General features: G+C 70.7%; 20 protein-coding genes. 1 reads left to right on the top strand and 19 read right to left on the bottom strand.

What is annotated here, in order from left to right; translation table 11 throughout:
• Nucleotides 1–202: 202 nt before the first annotated feature.
• From coaBC to pyrR, 12 genes are all read right to left on the bottom strand, one after another.
• Nucleotides 203–1,405: a bifunctional phosphopantothenoylcysteine decarboxylase/phosphopantothenate--cysteine ligase CoaBC gene (gene coaBC, locus ACFVH0_RS32085; protein WP_385825975.1), complete on the bottom strand. Its 1,203-nt coding sequence runs from the start codon at nt 1,403–1,405 to the stop codon at nt 203–205.
• 132 nt (nt 1,406–1,537) lie between these two features.
• Nucleotides 1,538–1,810: a DNA-directed RNA polymerase subunit omega gene (gene rpoZ, locus ACFVH0_RS32090; protein WP_003970369.1), complete on the bottom strand. Its 273-nt coding sequence runs from the start codon at nt 1,808–1,810 to the stop codon at nt 1,538–1,540.
• Between the two features lie 89 nt (nt 1,811–1,899).
• On the bottom strand, nt 1,900–2,517 hold the full coding sequence (gene gmk / locus ACFVH0_RS32095; RefSeq protein ID WP_385825977.1) for a guanylate kinase: 618 nt from the start codon (nt 2,515–2,517) through the stop codon (nt 1,900–1,902).
• A gap of 38 nt (nt 2,518–2,555) precedes the next feature.
• Complete coding sequence (locus ACFVH0_RS32100) at nt 2,556–2,879, bottom strand: integration host factor (RefSeq protein WP_014157387.1); 324 nt, start codon at nt 2,877–2,879, stop codon at nt 2,556–2,558.
• Between the two features lie 244 nt (nt 2,880–3,123).
• Nucleotides 3,124–3,963, bottom strand: coding sequence for an orotidine-5'-phosphate decarboxylase (pyrF, locus tag ACFVH0_RS32105; protein WP_385825980.1), 840 nt, complete (start codon nt 3,961–3,963; stop codon nt 3,124–3,126).
• A complete protein-coding gene (locus ACFVH0_RS32110; RefSeq protein ID WP_385825982.1) occupies nt 3,960–5,069 on the bottom strand; it encodes a quinone-dependent dihydroorotate dehydrogenase in 1,110 nt (369 codons plus the stop codon). Before ACFVH0_RS32110 ends, pyrF begins: the two co-directional genes overlap by 4 nt.
• Before the next feature lie 63 nt (nt 5,070–5,132).
• Complete coding sequence (gene carB, locus ACFVH0_RS32115; RefSeq protein ID WP_385825984.1) at nt 5,133–8,441, bottom strand: carbamoyl-phosphate synthase large subunit; 3,309 nt, start codon at nt 8,439–8,441, stop codon at nt 5,133–5,135.
• A complete protein-coding gene (carA, locus tag ACFVH0_RS32120) occupies nt 8,434–9,576 on the bottom strand; it encodes a glutamine-hydrolyzing carbamoyl-phosphate synthase small subunit (RefSeq protein ID WP_385825986.1) in 1,143 nt (380 codons plus the stop codon). The genes carB and carA overlap by 8 nt, the downstream gene beginning before the upstream one ends.
• Nucleotides 9,573–10,151 (bottom strand): hypothetical protein, encoded by a 579-nt coding sequence (locus ACFVH0_RS32125; RefSeq protein WP_385825988.1) that lies wholly within the window; start codon nt 10,149–10,151, stop codon nt 9,573–9,575. The genes carA and ACFVH0_RS32125 overlap by 4 nt, the downstream gene beginning before the upstream one ends.
• On the bottom strand, nt 10,148–11,434 hold the full coding sequence (locus ACFVH0_RS32130; protein ID WP_385825990.1) for a dihydroorotase: 1,287 nt from the start codon (nt 11,432–11,434) through the stop codon (nt 10,148–10,150). The genes ACFVH0_RS32125 and ACFVH0_RS32130 overlap by 4 nt, the downstream gene beginning before the upstream one ends.
• Nucleotides 11,435–11,436: 2 nt before the next feature.
• Nucleotides 11,437–12,423, bottom strand: coding sequence for an aspartate carbamoyltransferase catalytic subunit (locus tag ACFVH0_RS32135; protein ID WP_385825992.1), 987 nt, complete (start codon nt 12,421–12,423; stop codon nt 11,437–11,439).
• 92 nt (nt 12,424–12,515) lie between these two features.
• Entirely contained in the window at nt 12,516–13,100 is a 585-nt protein-coding gene (gene pyrR / locus ACFVH0_RS32140; RefSeq protein WP_385825994.1) for a bifunctional pyr operon transcriptional regulator/uracil phosphoribosyltransferase PyrR, read from the bottom strand.
• Nucleotides 13,101–13,321: 221 nt separating this feature from the next.
• Here pyrR and bldD point away from each other — a divergent pair, with 221 nt between their 5' ends.
• A complete protein-coding gene (gene bldD / locus ACFVH0_RS32145; protein ID WP_014044812.1) occupies nt 13,322–13,822 on the top strand; it encodes a transcriptional regulator BldD in 501 nt (166 codons plus the stop codon).
• A gap of 181 nt (nt 13,823–14,003) precedes the next feature.
• Here the strand turns inward: bldD and nusB are convergent, their stop codons facing one another.
• From nusB to aroC, 7 genes are all read right to left on the bottom strand, one after another.
• Entirely contained in the window at nt 14,004–14,435 is a 432-nt protein-coding gene (gene nusB / locus ACFVH0_RS32150) for a transcription antitermination factor NusB (protein ID WP_072484538.1), read from the bottom strand.
• Nucleotides 14,436–14,437: 2 nt separating this feature from the next.
• Nucleotides 14,438–15,004, bottom strand: coding sequence for an elongation factor P (efp, locus tag ACFVH0_RS32155; RefSeq protein ID WP_093541039.1), 567 nt, complete (start codon nt 15,002–15,004; stop codon nt 14,438–14,440).
• 50 nt (nt 15,005–15,054) lie between these two features.
• On the bottom strand, nt 15,055–16,161 hold the full coding sequence (locus ACFVH0_RS32160; RefSeq protein ID WP_385825996.1) for an aminopeptidase P family protein: 1,107 nt from the start codon (nt 16,159–16,161) through the stop codon (nt 15,055–15,057).
• A gap of 92 nt (nt 16,162–16,253) precedes the next feature.
• Nucleotides 16,254–17,075 carry a Pro-rich N-terminal domain-containing protein gene (locus ACFVH0_RS32165; RefSeq protein ID WP_385825998.1) on the bottom strand — a complete coding sequence of 274 codons (822 nt, stop codon included), beginning with the start codon at nt 17,073–17,075 and terminating at the stop codon, nt 16,254–16,256.
• 126 nt (nt 17,076–17,201) lie between these two features.
• Nucleotides 17,202–17,642, bottom strand: a complete 441-nt coding sequence (gene aroQ, locus ACFVH0_RS32170; protein ID WP_385825999.1) for a type II 3-dehydroquinate dehydratase — start codon at nt 17,640–17,642, stop codon at nt 17,202–17,204.
• Nucleotides 17,639–19,285 carry a 3-dehydroquinate synthase gene (gene aroB, locus ACFVH0_RS32175; protein ID WP_385826001.1) on the bottom strand — a complete coding sequence of 549 codons (1,647 nt, stop codon included), beginning with the start codon at nt 19,283–19,285 and terminating at the stop codon, nt 17,639–17,641. Before aroB ends, aroQ begins: the two co-directional genes overlap by 4 nt.
• Nucleotides 19,282–20,466 (bottom strand): chorismate synthase, encoded by a 1,185-nt coding sequence (gene aroC, locus ACFVH0_RS32180; RefSeq protein WP_385826003.1) that lies wholly within the window; start codon nt 20,464–20,466, stop codon nt 19,282–19,284. The genes aroB and aroC overlap by 4 nt, the downstream gene beginning before the upstream one ends.
• Nucleotides 20,467–20,572 lie beyond the last annotated feature (106 nt).

The raw sequence follows: 20,572 nt of genomic DNA on the forward strand, positions 1-20,572 counted from the left end.
GGCGGACAGCCGGGAGCTGCGCCCGGCACGGTCCGGGACCAGTTTATCGGTCGCATCCGTCCGGCGGACAACGTGTCTCGGCCTTTGGGAGTTCTGTGACCTGCGGCACGGCCCTCCGATGCGGGCCGATCCCCCTCGGGCCATGCCATTTACGCCCGTATTCCCAGGGTTTCGGCCCGGCTACGGGCGCGTCACAAGATTTTCACCGGAGACGTGACGACACGAGATCCCAGACCGTGTCGGCGAGTGCTTCCTTGGGTCCGTGGGGCACCTGGGTCTCGCCGCCGTCGGCCGCGAGCACCACCGCCTCGTTCTCCTCCGAGCCGAAGGTCCGGCGCTCCCCCACCTCGTTGACCACGAGCAGGTCACAGCCCTTGCGGCGGAGCTTCTCCCGGCCGTTGGCGAGTACGTCGTCGGTCTCGGCGGCGAAACCCACGACGATCTGCTCCGGCCGGGCGCGTTCGCCGGCCACCTCGGCGAGGATGTCGGGATTGCGGACGAGTGTGATGGGCGCGGGCTCCTGGCCGTCCTTCTTCTTGATCTTCCCCGTCGCGTACTCGGCAGGCCGGAAATCGGCTACCGCCGCCGCCATCACGACCACGTCGGCGTCCGCGGCGGCCTTCAGCACGGCCTCGCGGAGCTGTACGGCGGTCCCCGCGTGCAGGACGTCGGCGCCGGCCGGGTCGGGCAGGCCGGTGTTGGCCTCGACGAGGGTGACCCGGGCGCCGCGGGCGACCGCGGTGCGGGCAAGGGCGTAGCCCTGCTTGCCGGAGGAGCGGTTGCCGAGATAGCGCACCGGGTCGAGCGGCTCGCGCGTACCGCCCGCGCTGATCACCACATGGCGGCCGGCCAGGTCGGGTTCGACGGGCCCGCGGGCCAGTGCCCGGCGGCAGACCTCGAAGATCTCCCCGGGGTCGGGCAGCCGCCCCTTGCCGGTGTCGACGCCGGTCAGCCGGCCGACGGCGGGCTCGATGACGACGGCGCCGCGGCGGCGCAGCGTGGCGACGTTCTCCCGAGTGGCGGGGTGCTCCCACATCTCGGTGTGCATGGCGGGTGCGAAGACGACCGGACAGCGGGCCGTGAGCAGCGTGTTGGTGAGCAGGTCGTCGGCGAGGCCGTGGGCCGCCTTGGCGAGCAGGTCGGCGGTGGCGGGGGCGACGACCACCAGATCGGCGCCCTGCCCGATCCTGACGTGCGGCACCTCGTGGACGTCGTTCCACACCTCGGTGGAGACCGGGTGGCCGGACAGCGCGGACCAGGTGGCCGCCCCCACGAAGTGCAGCGACGACTCGGTCGGTACGACGCGCACGTCATGACCGGACTCGGTCAGCCGGCGCAAGAGTTCGCACGCCTTGTACGCGGCGATGCCTCCGCTGACCCCCAGAACGACCTTCGGCTTGTCCACTGCGTCTCCCCGCACTCGGATACGAACACCCCCATGCTGCCTCACCGCGACCGGTCCGACGCCGTCGCCCCGGACACAGCTCAGGCCCGGCGGTCGCGGCCGCCGGGCCTGAGCTGAAGGTGCAACTCCTGCTTACTGCGCGGGGCCCTCGATGGCCTCGGAGGTGAGCAGGCCCGCGTTGATCTCGCGGAGCGCGATCGAGAGCGGCTTCTCGTGCACGTGGGTGTCGACGAGCGGACCGACGTACTCCAGGAGACCCTCGCCGAGCTGCGAGTAGTACGCGTTGATCTGGCGCGCGCGCTTGGCGGCGTAGATCACGAGGCTGTACTTCGAGTCGGTGGCCTCGAGGAGCTCATCAATCGGCGGGTTGATGATGCCCTCGGGCGTGGTGATGGAAGAGGACACTCTCTGCCTTCCGAAGGGGGTAAAGATCAAAGAAATCTTTGACGATGCGGAGATCCGCGGTGGCGTGCGTACCGGCTTCGGCGACTTCGTCAGTCGCTGTCGGCACGGTGGCCGGAAACCTCCAGCATCAAGGCTAGCAGCTCACGGGCCACATCCTCGACGGAGGTGTTGACCAGCGTCGTATCGAATTCGGCCTCGGCGGCCAGTTCGACCGTGGCGGCGGCGAGCCGGCGCTCGATCACCTCGGGCGCCTCGGTCCCGCGGCCGGTGAGCCGGCGGACCAGCTCCTCCCAGCTCGGCGGGGCCAGGAAGACCAGCTGTGCGTCCGGCATGGACTGCCGGACCAGCCGGGCCCCCTGGAGGTCGATCTCCAGCAGCACCGGCTCGCCCGCCTCCAGGCGGTCGAGCACGGCGCGGCGGGGCGTGCCGTAGCGGTTGCCCGCGAATTCGGCCCACTCCAGCAGCTCGCCGTTGGCGATCAGCTTGTCGAACTCCTCGTTGTCCACGAAGAAGTAGTGGACACCGTTGCGCTCGCCGGGGCGCGGCTTGCGGGTCGTCGCCGACACCGAGAGCCAGACCTCGGGGTGGACCTTGCGCATATGAGCGACGACCGTGCTCTTGCCGACCCCGGAGGGGCCGGAGAGCACGGTCAGCCGCGGACGTACGTCCGGGGGTACGGGGGACGTCCCCCGGGATGTTGCAGCCATGGAGCGATTATCCAGGTTCTCAGGAGTGCCTGAGAACGTCAGGCGGCGCTGCCGCCGAACTCACGCTCCAGAGATGCGATCTGGTTGGAGCCGAGACCCCGGACCCGGCGGCTCTCGGAAATGCCGAGCCGCTCCATGATCTGCTTGGCGCGGACCTTGCCCACGCCCGGCAGGGACTCCAGAAGGGCGGAGACCTTCATCTTGCCGATGACGTCGTTCTCCTGGCCCTGCTTGATGACCTCGTGGAGGGAGGCGCCGGAGTGCTTGAGTCGATTCTTGACCTCGGCCCGCTCCCGGCGAGCCGCGGCGGCCTTTTCGAGCGCGGCTGCGCGCTGTTCAGGGGTAAGGGGCGGAAGAGCCACGCCTACGTCACCTCGGATGTCGATCTGTCGGATACGGACCGGTGAGGAAGCTGAACGCTCCACACCAGGTGAGCGACGGACAACTTGTGTACGTCGGCTCTCGTCGGAGACTAGCGGCCAAGGCCGCCGGAGTCAGCGAGAACCAACGAAAAGTCCTGGTCAGCCTTGGCCGACCAGGACATTTCTGGCATAACAACCGAGATTTTTGGTCAGGAAAGAGTCAACACCCGGTTACGTGGCATGATCACCTATCCACCACGGCTGCCCGGATCTCGTCCGTGAGCCGTTCGGCGGCCGCCCGGAGGCCCGCCACGTCCGGTCCCTGGCTCAGCACTCCGCGGCTCACGCTGGGCAGCACATTGCCCACCGAGTCGCCGAACACGCCGGGCAGATCCGCGGGCGTCGCGCCCTGCGCCCCGATCCCGGGAGCGAGCAGCGGGCCGTTGATCGCCAGGTTCGCCCCGGCGTCCCCGAGCGTGGCCCCGACCACCGCGCCGACGGAGCCGAGCGGGGTCATCCCCTCGTTCTCGGCGGCCATGTGGTCGAGCATGAGCTGGGCCAGCGAGCGGCCGTCCGCGGCGGTGGCGCGCTGCACCTCGGCACCCTCCGGGTTGGAGGTGAGGGCCAGCACGAAGACGCCCGCGCCGGAGAGGACCGCCGCGTCGAGCGCCGGGCGCAGCGAGCCGAAGCCGAGGTACGGCGAGACGGTGACCGCGTCCGAGAACAGCGGCGAGTCCTTCTCCAGGTAGGTCGCCGCGTAGGCGCCCATGGTGGAGCCGATGTCGCCGCGCTTGGCGTCCATCAGCACCAGCGCGCCGGCCGCCCGCGCCTCCTCGACGGCCTTTTCCAGGACGGCGATGCCGCGCGAGCCGAAGCGCTCGAAGAACGCGGACTGCGGCTTGAGCACGGCGACCCGGTCGGCCAGTGCCTCCACGACCGTGCGCGTGAAGCGTTCGAGTCCGGCGACGTCGTCGTTCAGGCCCCAGGCGGTGAGCAGCGAGGCGTGCGGGTCGATGCCGACGCACAGCGGGCCGCGGGTGTCCATGGAGCGGCGCAGGCGCGCGCCGAACGGTTCGGGGCTCATACGGTGGCCTTCCTGGTCTCTGCGCCGACGGCCTCGGCGAGGGTGGCGTACGGGGAGGCGGCCAGGCGCGCGGCCAGGCCCTTGTGGATCGCCCGGGCGTAGAACGGGCCCTCGTAGATGAAGGCGCTGTAGCCCTGGACGAGCGTGGCGCCGGCCAGGATGCGCTGCCAGGCGTCCTCGGCGTTCTCGATCCCTCCGACGCCGACCAGGGTGATCCGGTCGCCGACGCGCGCGTAGAGGCGGCTCAGCACCTCCAGGGAGCGCGCCTTGAGAGGGGCGCCGGAGAGCCCGCCGGTCTCCTGGACCAGGGACGGCGAGGACTTCAGGCCGAGGCCGCTGCGGGCGATGGTGGTGTTGGTGGCGATGATGCCGTCCAGGCCCAGTTCGACCGCGAGGTCGGCGACCGCATCGACGTCCTCGTCCGCGAGGTCCGGGGCGATCTTGACGAGCAGCGGAACCCGGCGCCCGGTGACGGTACGGTCGGCCGCCTCGCGCACGGCGCTGAGCAGGGGCCGCAGCGCCTCGGTGGCCTGGAGGTTGCGCAGCCCCGGGGTGTTGGGCGAGGAGACGTTCACGACGAGATAGTCGGCGTGGGCGGCGAGCCGCTCGGTGGACTTCACGTAGTCGCCGACCGCTTCGGCCTCCGGCACGACCTTCGTCTTGCCGATGTTGACGCCGACCGTGGTCCGGAAGACCGGCCTGCGGGCGGCGAGGCGGGCGGCGACGGCGGCCGAGCCCTCGTTGTTGAAGCCCATGCGGTTGATCAGCGCACGGTCCGCGACGAGGCGGAAGAGGCGCTTCTTGGGGTTGCCGGGCTGCGGCTCGCCGGTGACCGTGCCGATCTCGATGTGATCGAAGCCGAGCATCGACATGCCGTCGATCGCGACGGCGTTCTTGTCGAAACCGGCGGCGAGACCGAACGGGCCGTGCATCCGCAGGCCGAGGGCCTCGGTGCGCAGCTCCTTGTGGCGGGGCGCGAGCGCGGCGGCGACGAAGGTGCGCAGCACGGGGGTCCGGGCGGCGAGGCGGATCCACCGGAAGGCCAGGTAGTGGGCCTGCTCCGGGTCCATCCGCTTGAAGACCAGGCGGAAGAAGAGCTTGTACATCGGGTTGTCCTCGGTGTCCTCACGGAGAGGGGGACACCGTTTCCGGTGTCCCCCTGTCGGCTGCTAGTCGCGGGCCGCGGTCAGATGTTCGGCGTGTTCCTGGAGGGAACTGACGCCGACGCCCCCGTGGGTGAGTGCGTCGATGCCCTGGACGGCGGCGGCGAGCGCCTGGACCGTCGTCAGGCACGGTACGGACCGGGCCACGGCCGCGGTACGGATCTCGTAGCCGTCGAGCCGGCCGCCCGTTCCGTACGGCGTGTTGACGATGAGGTCGACCTCGCCGTCGTGGATCAGCTGGACGATGGTCTTCTCGCCCTGCGGGCCCACGCCCTCGGACTGCTTGCGCACGATCGTGGCGTTGATGCCGTTGCGCTTGAGGACCTCGGCGGTGCCGGAGGTGGCGAGCAGCTCGAAGCCGTGGGCGACGAGTTCGCGCGCCGGGAAGATCATCGAGCGCTTGTCGCGGTTGGCGACGGAGATGAAGGCGCGGCCCTTGGTGGGCAGCGGGCCGTACGCGCCGGCCTGCGACTTGGCGTACGCCGTGCCGAAGACCGAGTCGATGCCCATGACCTCACCGGTGGAGCGCATCTCCGGGCCGAGGACGGTGTCGACGCCGCGGCCGTGGATGTCGCGGAAGCGCGACCACGGCATGACGGCCTCCTTGACGGAGATCGGCGCGTCGAGCGGCAGGGTGCCGCCGTCGCCGTTGGCCGGGAGCAGGCCCTCCGCGCGCAGCTCGGCGACGGTCGCGCCCAGCGAGATGCGGGCGGCGGCCTTGGCGAGCGGGACCGCGGTCGCCTTCGAGGTGAAGGGGACGGTGCGCGAGGCGCGCGGGTTGGCCTCCAGGACGTAGAGGATGTCGCCGGAGAGCGCGAACTGGATGTTGATCAGTCCGCGTACGCCGACACCCTTGGCGATGCCCTCGGTGGAGGCCCGCAGCCGCTTGATGTCGTAGCCGCCGAGCGTGATCGGGGGCAGCGCGCAGGCGGAGTCGCCGGAGTGGATGCCGGCTTCCTCGATGTGCTCCATGACGCCGCCGAGGTACAGCTCGGTGCCGTCGTAGAGCGCGTCGACGTCGATCTCGATGGCGTCGTCGAGGAAGCGGTCGACCAGGACCGGCCGGGTGGGGCTGATCTCGGTGGACTCGGCGATGTACGAGGAGAGCCGCATCTCGTCGTACACGATCTCCATGCCGCGGCCGCCGAGCACGTAGCTGGGGCGGACGAGGACGGGGTAGCCGATCTCGTCGGCGATGGCCTTGGCCTCGTCGAAGGTGGTGGCCGTGCCGTGCTTCGGGGCGGGGAGCCCGGCCTCGGCCAGGACGCGGCCGAAGGCGCCGCGGTCCTCGGCGGCGTGGATGGCCTCCGGGGACGTGCCGACGACCGGCACGCCGTTGTCCTTGAGCGCCTGCGACAGGCCCAGCGGGGTCTGGCCGCCGAGCTGGACGATGACGCCGGCGACCGGTCCCGCGAGAGTCTCCGCGTGCACGATCTCCAGCACGTCCTCCAGCGTCAGCGGCTCGAAGTACAGGCGGTCGGAGGTGTCGTAGTCGGTGGAGACGGTCTCCGGGTTGCAGTTGACCATCACGGTCTCGTAGCCCGCGTCGCTCAGCGCGAAGGAGGCGTGGACGCAGGAGTAGTCGAACTCGATGCCCTGGCCGATGCGGTTGGGGCCGGAGCCGAGGATGATCACCGCGGGCTTGGTGCGGGACGCGACCTCGCTCTCCTCGTCGTACGAGGAGTAGAAGTACGGGGTCTTCGCGGCGAACTCGGCGGCGCAGGTGTCGACCGTCTTGTAGACCGGGCGGATGCCCAGCGCGTGCCGCACCTCGCGCACGACGTCCTCGCGCAGGCTGCGGATCTCGGCGATCTGCGCGTCGGAGAAGCCGTGCCGCTTGGCCTCGGCGAGCAGTTCGGGGCCCAGCTCGTCGGCGGCGGCGAGCTCGTCGGCGATCTCCTTGATCAGGAAGAGCTGGTCGACGAACCAGGGGTCGATCTTCGTGGCGTCGAAGACCTCTTCCTGGGTGGCGCCGGCCCTGATCGCCTGCATGACGGTGTTGATCCGGCCGTCGGTCGGGCGGACCGCCTCGGCCAGCAGCTCGGCCTTGTCGCCGGGCTCGCCGACGAAGGAGAACTGCGAGCCCTTCTTCTCCAGCGAGCGGAGCGCCTTCTGGAGCGCCTCGGTGAAGTTCCGGCCGATCGCCATGGCCTCGCCCACCGACTTCATGGTGGTGGTGAGGGTGGAGTCGGCGGAGGGGAACTTCTCGAAGGCGAAGCGGGGGGCCTTGACGACGACGTAGTCGAGGGTCGGCTCGAAGGAGGCCGGGGTCTTCTCGGTGATGTCGTTGGGGATCTCGTCGAGCGTGTAGCCGACGGCCAGTTTGGCGGCGATCTTGGCGATCGGGAAGCCGGTGGCCTTCGAGGCGAGCGCCGAGGAGCGGGAGACGCGCGGGTTCATCTCGATCACGATGACCCGGCCGTCGGTCGGGTCGATGGCGAACTGGATGTTGCAGCCGCCGGTGTCGACGCCGACCTCGCGGATGATCGCGATGCCGATGTCGCGCAGCCGCTGGTACTCGCGGTCGGTGAGCGTCATCGCCGGGGCGACGGTGATCGAGTCACCGGTGTGGACGCCCATCGGGTCGAAGTTCTCGATGGAGCAGACGACCACGACGTTGTCGTTCTTGTCGCGCATCAGTTCCAGCTCGTACTCCTTCCAGCCGAGGATGGACTCCTCCAGGAGCACCTCGGTGGTCGGCGAGAGCGTGAGGCCCTGTCCGGCGATGCGGCGCAGCTCGTCCTCGTCGTGCGCGAAGCCGGAGCCGGCGCCGCCCATGGTGAAGGAGGGGCGGACGACGACGGGGTAGCCGCCGAGGGTGTCGACGCCGGCGATGACGTCGTCCATGGAGTGGCAGATGACGGAGCGGGCGGACTCGCCGTATCCGATCTTCTCCTTGACGGCCTCGACGACGCCCTTGAACAGGTCGCGGTCCTCGCCCTTGTTGATGGCCTCGACGTTGGCGCCGATGAGCTCGACGCCGTACTTCTCCAGGACACCGTTCTCATGCATGGAGATCGCGGTGTTGAGCGCGGTCTGGCCGCCCAGGGTGGGGAGCAGCGCGTCGGGACGCTCCTTGGCGATGATCTTCTCGACGAACTCGGGGGTGATCGGCTCGACGTACGTGGCGTCGGCGATCTCCGGGTCGGTCATGATCGTCGCCGGGTTGGAGTTCACCAGGATGACGCGCAGGCCCTCGGCCTTGAGTACGCGGCAGGCCTGGGTGCCTGAGTAGTCGAACTCGGCGGCCTGGCCGATGACGATCGGGCCGGAGCCGATGACCAGGACGGACTGGATATCGGAGCGCTTAGGCACGCTGGCCCTCCATCAGGGAGACGAAACGGTCGAAGAGGTACGCGGCGTCGTGCGGGCCGGCGGCTGCTTCGGGGTGGTACTGGACGCTGAAGGCCGGCTGGTCGAGGAGCTGGAGCCCCTCGACGACCTGGTCGTTCAGGCAGACGTGGGAGACCTCGGCGCGGCCGAACCCGGTGTCGGACACCTTGTCGAGCGGGGCGTCGACGGCGAAGCCGTGGTTGTGCGCGGTGACCTCGACCTTGCCGGTCGTGCGGTCCTGCACGGGCTGGTTGATGCCGCGGTGGCCGTACTTCAGCTTGTAGGTGCCGAAGCCGAGGGCGCGGCCGAGGATCTGGTTGCCGAAGCAGATGCCGAAGAGCGGGGTCTTCCGCTCCAGGACGCCCTGCATGACGGAGACCGGGTGGTCGGCGGTGGCCGGGTCGCCGGGGCCGTTGGAGAAGAACACGCCGTCGGGCTCGACCGCGTACACGTCCTCCAGGGTGGCGGTGGCGGGCAGTACGTGCACCTCGATGCCGCGCTCCGCCATCCGGTGCGGGGTCATGCCCTTGATGCCGAGGTCGATCGCGGCGACGGTGAACTTCTTGGTGCCGATCGCGGGGACGACGTAGGTCTCCTTGGTGGCGACCTCGGCGGAGAGGTCGGCGCCGACCATCTCGGGGGCCTGCTGGACGCGGGCCAGCAGCGTGGCCTCGTCGGCGACGGCGTCACCGGAGAAGATGCCGACGCGCATGGCGCCGCGCTCGCGCAGGTGGCGGGTGAGCGCGCGGGTGTCGATGCCGCTGATGCCGACGACGCCCTGGCGCTCCAGCTCCTCGTCGAGCGAGCGCTGCGAGCGCCAGTTGGAGGGCACCCGGGCGGGGTCACGGACGACGTAGCCGGAGACCCAGATCCGTCCGGACTCGGGGTCCTCGTCGTTCACCCCGGTGTTCCCGACGTGCGGGGCGGTCATCACGACGACCTGGCGGTGGTACGAGGGGTCGGTCAGCGTCTCCTGGTAGCCGGTCATGCCGGTGGAGAAAACCGCCTCGCCGAAGGTCTCCCCCACGGCCCCGTAGGCGCGGCCGCGGAAGGCGCGGCCGTCCTCCAGGACGAGTACGGCGGGAGCTTTGGCGGCTCCCCGGGTGGAGATCGTCATCGTGCGGTGCCTTCCGTAGTGCTGGTGAGTTGGTCGATGGCCTCGACCCAGGCGGGGTGCTCGGCGGAGCGGTCGGAGCGGAATCCGGAGTCGATCAGCTTGTCGCCGTGCGCCCAGGTGATGATCAGCAGGCCGCCCTCGGGGAGGACCTTGCCGGCGATGCCCTTGTCGAGCCGGGCCTCGCGCAGGGCGGCGGCCGGCACGAAGAAGTCGGCCGCGCCGGGCCGTACGACGTCGAGGCCCTGTTCGGTGAGGGTGAGCTCGACGCGGCTGCGGGTGCCGAGGCCATGGGCGACGATCCGGTCGAGCCACTGCCCGGCGGTGGTCGAGGCGTGGTACCGGCCGCTCAGCGTGAGCAGCTTCTCGCCGTCCGCGTACCCCTCCGGGGTGGTGGCGAGTTCGGGCAGGTCGGACTGGAGGCTGCCCCGCCACTTCCATCCCTGGCGCATCAGCCAGTAGACGAAGGCGATGAGGACGATCAGTCCGATGACCCAGCTGATCCGGGCGGACCAGTCGGTCACCTCGGCCGACTTCCGGTCGGCTGCGAGCTGGTACAGGGGGGTGAGTGATGTCACGCGAGCTTCCCGTCGACGACCGTTGCACGGCCCCGCAGGAAGGTGTGGGTGACTCGGCCCGGCAGCTCGCGCCCCTCGTACGGAGTGTTGCGGCTGCGGGAGGCGAAGCCCGCGGGGTCCACGACACCACGGTAAGCCGGATCGACCAGGGTGAGGTTGGCGGGTTCACCGGCCGAGACGGGCCGGCCGTGTCCGTCGAGCCGGCCGATGGCGGCCGGGCGGAACGACATCCGGTCGGCGACACCCGCCCAGTCGATCAGGCCGGTCTCGACCATCGTCTGCTGGACGACGGAGAGCGCGGTCTCCAGGCCCACCATGCCCATGGCGGCGGCGGCCCACTCGCAGTCCTTGTCCTCGTGCGGGTGCGGGGCGTGGTCGGTGGCGACACAGTCGATGGTGCCGTCGGCGAGCGCTTCGCGCAGGGCCATGACGTCGGCCTCGGTGCGCAGCGGCGGGTTCACCTTGTAGACCGGGTTGTAGGACCGTACGAGCTCGTCGGTGAGGAGCAGGTGGTGCGGGGTGACCTCGGCGGTGACGTTCCAGCCCTTGGACTTGGCCCAGCGGACGATCTCGACGGAGCCGGCGGTCGACAGGTGGCAGATGTGCACCCGGGAGCCGACGTGGGCGGCGAGCAGTACATCGCGGGCGATGATCGACTCCTCGGCGACGGCGGGCCAGCCGCCGAGGCCGAGTTCGGCGGAGACGATGCCCTCGTTCATCTGGGCGCCCTCGGTGAGGCGGGGCTCCTGGGCGTGCTGGGCGACGACGCCGTCGAATGCCTTCACGTACTCCAGCGCGCGGCGCATGATCACCGCGTCGTCGACGCACTTGCCGTCGTCGGAGAAGACCTTCACTCCGGCGGCCGAATCGTGCATGGCGCCGAGCTCGGCGAGCTTCTTGCCCTCCAGGCCGACGGTGACGGCGCCGATCGGCTGCACGTCGCAGTAGCCGGACTCCTTGCCGAGCCGCCAGACCTGCTCGACGACACCGGCGGTGTCGGCGACCGGGAAGGTGTTGGCCATGGCGTGCACGGCGGTGAAGCCGCCGACGGCCGCCGCCTTGGTGCCGGTGAGGACGGTCTCGGAGTCCTCGCGGCCCGGCTCGCGCAGGTGGGTGTGGAGGTCGACCAGTCCGGGCAGCAGGATCTGGCCCCCTGCCTCGACGACGGTCGCGTCGCCGGCCTCGATGCCGGTGCCGACCGCGGCGATGGTCTCGCCGTCGATCAGGACGTCCTGGGGTGCGCCGCCGAGGACCTTCGCGCCGCGGATAAGGATCTTGCTCATGACTACTTGTTCTCCTCGGTACGGGACGGGGCGGCGGGGGCGGCGGATTCGTACCCGCCCAGCAGCAGGTACAGGACGGCCATGCGGATCGAGACGCCGTTGGCCACCTGCTCGACGACCGTGCACCGGTCGGAGTCGGCGACCTCGGCGGTGATCTCCATGCCGCGGACCATCGGGCCGGGGTGCATGACGATGGCGTGCCCGGGCATCCGCGACATCCGGTCGGCGTCCAGGCCGTAGCGGCGCGAGTACTCGCGCTCGGTCGGGAAGTAGGCGGCGTTCATCCGTTCGCGCTGCACACGCAGCATCATCACCGCGTCGGACTGCGGCAGCACCTCGTCGAGGCTGTAGCTGACGTCGCACGGCCACTGCTCGACACCGACGGGGACGAGGGTCGGCGGGGCCACCAGGGTGACGTGGGCGCCGAGCGTGTTGAGCAGGTGGACGTTGGAGCGGGCCACCCGGCTGTGCAGGATGTCACCGACGATGGTGATCCGGCGGCCGTCGAGGTCCCGGCCCAGGCCGCTGTCGGCCCCGACCAGGCGGCGGCGCATCGTGAAGGCGTCCAGCAGGGCCTGGGTGGGGTGCTCGTGGGTGCCGTCACCGGCGTTGACGACGGCGCCGTCGATCCACCCGGAGGTGGCGAGGCGGTACGGGGCGCCGGAGGCACCGTGCCGGATGACGACGGCGTCGGCGCCCATCGCCTCCAGGGTCAGCGCGGTGTCCTTGAGCGACTCGCCCTTGGAGACGGACGAGCCCTTCGCGGAGAAGTTGATGACGTCGGCGGAGAGGCGCTTGGCGGCGGCCTCGAAGGAGATGCGGGTACGTGTCGAGTCCTCGAAGAAGAGGTTGACGACGGTACGGCCGCGCAGGGTCGGGAGCTTCTTGATCGGCCGGTCCGCGACCCTGGCCATCTCCTCGGCGGTGTCGAGGATGAGGACGGCGTCGTCGCGGGTGAGATCGGCGGCCGAGATGAGGTGACGCTTCATCTGGGTGTTCTCCGGGGGCTGGAGGGTTCAGGCATGCGGGCGTGCGGAAGCAGCCGTAGTGGCTCGTGGTGGGCCGTACGGGGGTGGTGGGGCTACTGCTCGCCCGTCGGGGCGGTCCGCTCCACACCGAGCAGCACGGCGTCCCGGCCGTCCTCCTCGGCGAGCTGGACCTTGACCGTCTCCCGCAGCGACGTGGGGAGGTTCTTGCCGACGTAGTCGGCGCGGATCGGGAGTTCGCGGTGACCCCGGTCGACGAGGACCGCGAGCTGCACCGCACGGGGCCGGCCGATGTCGCCCAGGGCGTCGAGGGCGGCGCGGATCGTGCGTCCCGAGAACAGGACGTCGTCGACGAGCACGACCAGCCGGCCCTCGATGCCCTCGCCGGGGATCTCGGTGCGGGCCAGGGCGCGCGCCGGGCGCAGCCGCAGGTCGTCGCGGTACATGGTGATGTCGAGGGAACCGACCGGCATTTTTCCGCCGGTGATCTCTTCGAGCTTCTCGGCGAGCCGGCGGGCGAGGAACACGCCCCGCGTCGGGATGCCGAGGAGAACCACGTCGTCGGCGCCCTTGGCGCGTTCGACGATCTCGTGGGCGATCCGGGTCAGTACCCGGGCGATGTCGGGAGCCTCCAGAACGGGGCGTGCCGCATTGCCGGTGGCTTCGTGCTGTGCGTCCATAAGAAACGGACCTCCTTCTCCGTCTCACGGGACGGACCTTAAAGGACGTCGAAATTGCGTCATCCACGTTACCAGGGCTTGCGCCGGCCTCCGCTCCCGCCCCCGGGAGGTGCCGGTCCGGACCATTCGGCTTGACGCATCCAAGTAACGCTGCGTAACCTCACAGTGAGTTACCAGCAACGCGGCGGAGCCGCGAAATGTCCCAGCGTCCGGGGAGCCTTATGTCCAGCGAATACGCAAAACAGCTCGGGGCCAAACTCCGTGCCATCCGCACCCAGCAGGGCCTTTCCCTCCATGGCGTGGAGGAGAAGTCCCAGGGCCGCTGGAAGGCCGTCGTGGTCGGTTCGTACGAGCGCGGCGACCGTGCCGTGACCGTGCAGCGCCTCGCTGAGCTCGCGGACTTCTACGGGGTTCCGGTCCAGGAGCTCCTGCCCGGTACGACGCCCGGCGGTGCCGCCGAGCCGCCGCCGAAGCTCGTGCTGGACCTGGAGCGGCTCGCCCACGTCCCGCCGGAGAAGGCCGGTCCGCTGCAGCGCTACGCGGCGACGATCCAGAGCCAGCGCGGTGACTACAACGGCAAGGTGCTCTCGATCCGCCAGGACGACCTGCGCACACTTGCCGTGATCTACGACCAGTCGCCGTCCGTGCTCACGGAGCAGCTGATCAGCTGGGGCGTGCTGGACGCGGACGCGCGTCGCGCCGTTGCCCACGAAGAGGGCTGACGCCCCACTGAAGAAACGTGCCGCCGTGTCGGCGCGGTTCACCCCATCGGGTGCCCGCGCCGGCACGGCTTTTTCGTACGTGACGGCTGGTGCGCGGCGCCTCGCGTGACCGGCCGCCACACGCCGAAGGGCCCACGGTCGCTCGACCGTGGGCCCTTCGTTGGCTGAACGCCGCCGGAGGCTACTGCTCCCGGCGGAGGTTCGGCTTGAGGTCCTTGAAGCGGGCCAGCAGCCCGTTCACGAAGGACGGGGAGTCGTCGGTGGAGAACTCCTTGGCGAGCTGGACCGCCTCGTCGATCACCACCGCGTCCGGGGTGCCGTCCACCCAGATCAGCTCGTAGGCACCGAGCCGCAGGATGTTCCGGTCGACGACCGGCATACGGTCGATCTCCCAGTCCACCGCGTAGGTCACGATGAGGTCGTCGATCCGGTCCGCGTACTGCGCGTACCCCTCGACCAGCTCCATCGTGTACTCGGTGACCGGCGGCTGACGGTTGTCGGCCCGCGAGTGCCGCACCCAGTCCGCGAGGACCGTCTGCACGGACTCGCCGCGCTGGTCGGCCTCGAAGAGGATCTGGAAGGCACGCTTGCGGGCCTTGTTCCGGGCAGCCACGGTTAGCTGTTCACCCGGCCGAGGTAGTCGCTGGTGCGGGTGTCGACCTTGACCTTCTCACCGGTGGTGATGAAGAGCGGGACCTGGATCTGGTAACCGGTCTCCAGGGTGGCGGGCTTGGTGCCACCGGTGGAGCGGTCGCCCTGGACGCCCGGCTCGGTCTCCTGGATGACGAGCTCGACGGCGGCCGGGAGCTCGACGTAGAGCACCTCGCCCTCGTGCTGAGCCACGGAGGCGGTGAAGCCCTCGATCAGGAAGTTGGCGGCGTCGCCGACAGCCTTGCGGTCGACCATGAGCTGGTCGTAGGTGTCCATGTCCATGAAGACGAAGTACTCGCCGTCCATGTACGAGAACTGCATGTCGCGACGGTCGATGGTGGCCGTTTCGACCTTCACGCCGGCGTTGAACGTCTTGTCGACGACCTTGCCGGAGAGCACGTTCTTGAGCTTGGTGCGCACGAAGGCCGGGCCCTTGCCGGGCTTGACGTGCTGGAACTCGACGACGGACCAGAGCTGGCCTCCGTCGAGCTTGAGCACCAGGCCGTTCTTGAGGTCGTTCGTGGAAGCCACGGTTGCGGAATCTCCTGGACTGAAGCTGGTGGAACGGCCGAGGATGCGCGCTAGAGCGCGAGCAGCTCCTTGGTCGTAATGGTGAGTAGCTCGGGTCCGCCGTCCGCCTCGGGGCGCACGACGAGCGTGTCATCGATCCGGACCCCGCCCCGGCCCGGGAGGTGGACCCCCGGTTCGACGGTGACCGGCACACAAGCGTCCAGTTTACCCATGGCCGCAGGTGCCAACTGCGGGTCCTCGTCGATTTCGAGTCCCACCCCGTGCCCGGTCCAGGGTGCCAGACCCCCGCCGTGCCCCGCGGAGTCCAGGAGATACCGGGCCGCACGGTCCACGTCACGGTAGGCCGCACCCGGCACGAGGGCCTCCCGCCCGGCCCGCTGAGCGGCGAAAACCAGGTCGTAGAGCTCGATCTGCCAGTCGGCCGGCGTCGTCCCGATGACGAACGTACGGCCGATCTCGCAGCGGTAGCCGCGGTAGTTCGCGCCCAGGCAGACGGAGAGGAAATCTCCTTCCTCCACCCGCCGGTCCGAGGGGCGGTGGCGTCCCTGGCCCGAGTTCGGTCCGGTGGCGACGGAGGTGGCGAAGGCGGGGCCGTCGGCACCGTGGTCCACCAGGCGTCGCTCCAGTTCCAGGGCGAGGTGCCGTTCGGTGCGGCCCACCAGGATGGATTCGAGGAGTTCGCCCAGGGCCTGGTCGGTGATCTCGGCGGCGATCCGCAGGCAGGCGATCTCCTCCTCGTCCTTCACCACCCGAAGCTGCTCGACGGTGGCACCGAGATCGGCCAGCCGGAGCCGCGGGGCGACCGAGCCCATGGCCCGGTGGCGGGAGACCGTCAGATGGTGCTCCTCGACGGCCAGCGACTCCGCGCCGGAGGAGCCGGCCAGATCGGCGGCAGCGACCACGGGATCGCCGTCGGAGGCGGGCAGCAGGGAGACCCTCAGCTGATCGTCGGTGCGCCCGTCGGCGGGATCACCGCTCGGGGCCCGGGACGAGATCAGGACGTCCCCGCCGGGTCCGAGCAGCAGCACGGCACCTGGGGGCGCTCCGCCCGCGAGATAGCGGACGTTGGCGGGGCGGGAGACCAGAGCGGCCGCGGATCCGACGGCGGCGCACCGGTCGCGAAGCAGCCCGCGGCGGACGGCGTACACCTCTGACATGCCACGAGCCTACGAGCGGTGGCGCGGGCCTGCTCGGTCAGCGCATCCGACCGGGGGGCGGCCGCGCACCGGAAGCACCGCCCGGTGACGGTTCACCAGGTCGGCGGGCTGGCTATGGAGCGGGCGAGTATGTCGTCCAGGACGCGGGCGGTGGTCTCCACGTCGTACGTCGAGTTGTCGATGATCGGCAGCCCGGAGCCGTACCAGCCGGCCATCCTGCCGTGGATCCTGGCGACCTCCTCGTCCGAGAGGCGGCGGTTCCCGCTGCGGGCGGCGTTGCGCTCCAGCACGATCTCCAGGCCGGGCAGCAGCACGACGGGCAGGAGCCCGGGGCCGACATGGCGCTTCCAGCCGCCGAGTCCGACCACCGGCCGGTCGGGGAAGACGGCGTCGTCGAGGATGCAGGAGATGCCGTTGGCGAGGAAATTGCGGGCGGCGAAGCCGCAGGTGCGGCGGGCCAGGCGGTACTGGGCCTCGGAGTGGTCGTTCCACCCGGACTGCGGGTCGGCGAAACCGGAGCAGACCCATTCGCGGACGTCGTCGAGGCTGACGTGTGCCGTGGGCACCCGGCGGCGGCTGGCCCAGAGCTTGGCCACGGTGGTCTTGCCGGCGCCGGCCGGGCCGATCAGGAGGACCGCGAGGGTCGCGCTGCCGGTGCCGGGCTCGGCGGGCGGCGCGGGCAGCGGGACCGGGCCGCCGGGCGGCAGCTGGACGTGTCCCGTGGTCTCCCTGAGGGGAGGGCCCGGGGCATGGTGCGGGGCAGGCCCGCTCCATCCACCGGGCGCGGGCGGGGTGCTGGGCGGCTGCCCCGGCGGACCGGGGTGGCCGGGGTGCTGGGCCTGGTGCGACCAGCCGACAGGTCCGCTTCCGGGTCCTTGGGGCGGCGGCAGCGGGGCCCCCACTGCGTGCTGCATCCGGTGCCACTCCGTCTCGTACAGGCAACTGGCGCTGGTGGAACGGCAACCGTACCGTTCCCGGCCGCCGCTGGGACAACGGCCGGGAACGCGCAACGGTGCCCGGATGGCCGGGAAACCGGTCCGTCAGTCGGTCAGCTCGTCCGCGAGGGCGCGCAGGGCGAGGCGGTAGGAGCCGATGCCGAATCCCGCCACGGTGCCCGTGGCCACCGGCGCGACCACGGAGTTGTGGCGGAATTCCTCCCGTGCGTACGGATTCGAGATGTGCACCTCGATCAGCGGGGCGGTGCGCTGGGCCGCCGCATCCCGCATCCCGTACGAGTAGTGGGTGAAGGCGCCCGGGTTGAGAACGACCGGAATTGATCCGTCCGCGGCCTCGTGGAGCCAGCGGATCAGCTCGCCCTCGTCGTTGGTCTCGCGGACGTCGACGTCGAAGCCGAGCTCCTTGCCGAGGGTGCGGCAGGTCTCGACGAGGCCGGCGTACGAGGTGGCTCCGTACACGTCGGGCTCACGGGAGCCGAGCCGGCCGAGGTTCGGGCCGTTGAGGACGAACACCCGGCGGGTCACGCCGACACCTCCCCGTAGGCGGCCAGCAGCACGGCCGGGTCGGGGCCCTCCAGGACGGTGGGCTTGCCGAGGCCGTCCAGGACGATGAAGCGCAGCAGGTCGCCGCGGGACTTCTTGTCGACCTTCATGTTCTCCAGCAGCTTGGGCCACTGGTCGCCGCGGTAGGTGAGCGGGAGTCCGACGGACTCCAGGACCGCGCGGTGCCGGTCGGCGGTGGCGTCGTCGAGCCGCCCGGCCAGCCGGCCCAACTCGGCGGCGAAGACCATGCCGACCGAGACCGCAGCGCCGTGCCGCCACTTGTAGCGCTCGTTCTTCTCGATCGCGTGGGCCAGGGTGTGGCCGTAGTTGAGGATCTCGCGCAGTCCGGATTCCTTCAGGTCGCTGGAGACGACCTCGGCCTTGACCCGGATGGCGCGCTCGATCAGCTCGGCGGTGTGCGGTCCGGTGGGCGTGCGGGCGCCCTCCGGGTCGGCCTCGATCAGGTCGAGGATCGCCGGGTCGGCGATGAAGCCGGCCTTGATGATCTCGGCCATGCCGCTGACGTAGTCGTTCACGGGCAGCGAGTCCAGCGCGGCCAGGTCGCACAGCACCCCGGCAGGCGGGTGGAAGGCGCCGACGAGGTTCTTGCCCTCGGCGGTGTTGATGCCGGTCTTGCCGCCTACGGCCGCGTCGACCATGGCGAGCACCGTGGTGGGCACGGCGATCCAGCGCACTCCGCGCAGCCAGGTCGCCGCGACGAAGCCCGCCAGGTCGGTGCTGGCGCCGCCGCCGACGCCGACGATCACGTCGGTACGGGTGAAGCCGGTCTGCCCGAGCGCCTTCCAGCAGTACGCCGCGACCTCGGCGGTCTTGGCCTCCTCGGCGTTCGGCAGCTGGATCGCGATGGCCTCGTAGCCCTGCTCGGCGAGGTCCTGGCGGACCGCCTCACCGGTCTCGGCGAGCGCCTCGGGGTGCAGCACCGCGACGCGCTTGGCACGGTCGCCGATGAGCGTGGGCAGCTCGCCCAGCAGCTGCCGGCCCACCAGCACCTCGTACGGGTCGGTGCCCGCGCTGCCTGCGATCGGGATACGGATGAGGCCCTGCTCGGTCATGGCTGTGTTCTCCCGGCCGGGCGTGACGGGGTCGTCCGTGCGCTCCGGCAGTTCCAGTGCGTCGAGGACCGCCTGGGCGACCTCTTCGGGTGTGCGCTCGTCGGTGGCGACGGTCACCCGGGCCACCTCGGTGTACAGGTGGCGTCGGGCGTCCATCAGCTCGCGCCACTGCCGGCGCGGGTTGACCGCGAGCAGCGGGCGGGCGGTGTTCAGGCCGACCCGCTTGACGGCCTCCTCCACCTCCATCGAGAGGTAGACGACGGGGCGGCCGGCGAGCAGCGCCCGGGTCGCCTCGTCGAGCACGGCGCCGCCTCCGAGGGAGAGGACACCGGTGTGCTCGGCGACGGCGGTGTGCACCGCCTGCCGCTCCAGCTCGCGGAAGCGCTCCTCGCCCTCGTCGTAGAAGATCTCCGGGATCGGCTTGCCGGCCGTGGCCACGACGTCCGCGTCGGTGTCGCGGTAGCCGGTGCCCAGCCGGCCGGCGAGCAGCTCACCGACCGTGGACTTGCCGACGCCCATCGGGCCGACGAGGACGATCAGCGGGCCGCTCATCGGATCTGGAGGTGGTCGAGGTACGACTGCACATTGCGGTGGGTCTCGGCGACGCTGTCGCCGCCGAACTTCTCCGCGACGGCGTCGGCCAGGACCAGCGCGACCATCGCCTCGGCGACGATGCCTGCGGCCGGAACAGCACAGACATCGGAGCGCTGGTGGTGGGCCTTGGCGGGTTCACCGGTGACGACGTCGACGGTGGCGAGCGCACGCGGCACGGTCGCGATGGGCTTCATCGCGGCCCGGACCCGCAGCAGCTCGCCGGTGGTCAGACCGCCCTCGGTACCGCCGGAACGGCCGGAGGCGCGCTTGATGCCGTCCTCGGTGACCAGGATCTCGTCGTGCGCCTTCGAGCCGGGGACGCGGGCCAGGTCGAAGCCGTCGCCGACCTCGACCCCCTTGATGGCCTGGATGCCCATCAGGGCGGCGGCGAGCCGGGCGTCGAGCCGGCGGTCCCAGTGGACGTGCGAGCCGAGCCCGACGGGCACCCCGTACGCCAGCACCTCGACGACGCCGCCGAGGGTGTCGCCGTCCTTGTGGGCCTGGTCGATCTCGGCGACCATTTCCTTGCTCGCGTCGGCGTCCAGGCAGCGCACCGGGTCGGCGTCGAGCTTGTCCACGTCGGCGGGCGTCGGATAGACACCGTAGGGCGCCTTGGCCGCGGCCAGTTCGACGACATGGCTGACGATCTCGATGCCGGCGGTCTCCTTGAGGTACGACCGGGCGACGGCGCCGAGTGCGACGCGGGCCGCCGTCTCCCGGGCGCTGGCGCGCTCCAGGATCGGCCGGGCCTCGTCGAAGCCGTACTTCTGCATGCCCGCGAGGTCGGCGTGACCGGGCCTCGGGCGGGTCAGCGGGGCGTTACGGGCCAGCTCGGCCAGGACCGCGGGGTCGACCGGGTCGGCCGACATGACCTGCTCCCACTTGGGCCACTCGGTGTTGCCCACCATCACGGCGACCGGGGAGCCCATGGTGAGGCCGTGGCGGACCCCTCCGAGGAAGGTGACCTCGTCCTTCTCGAACTTCATCCGCGCGCCGCGGCCATAACCGAGCCGCCGCCGGGCGAGTGCGTCCGCCACCATCTCCGTGGTGATCGGGACACCGGCGGGAAGACCCTCCAGCGTCGCCACGAGTGCGGGGCCGTGCGACTCCCCCGCGGTCAGCCAGCGCAACCTGCTCAACGGTGCTCCTCATGCTCGCGCCTGGAACTGCAACGGCGCGACCGGGTGCGCGGCCCTGGCCCGCCGCCTTCGATCCTCCCACGGCCGGGGGCCCCGGCCCGCCGCC

The sequence above is a fragment of the Streptomyces sp. NPDC127117 genome, assembly GCF_042677325.1.
In the GTDB taxonomy this organism is placed as follows: domain Bacteria; phylum Actinomycetota; class Actinomycetes; order Streptomycetales; family Streptomycetaceae; genus Streptomyces.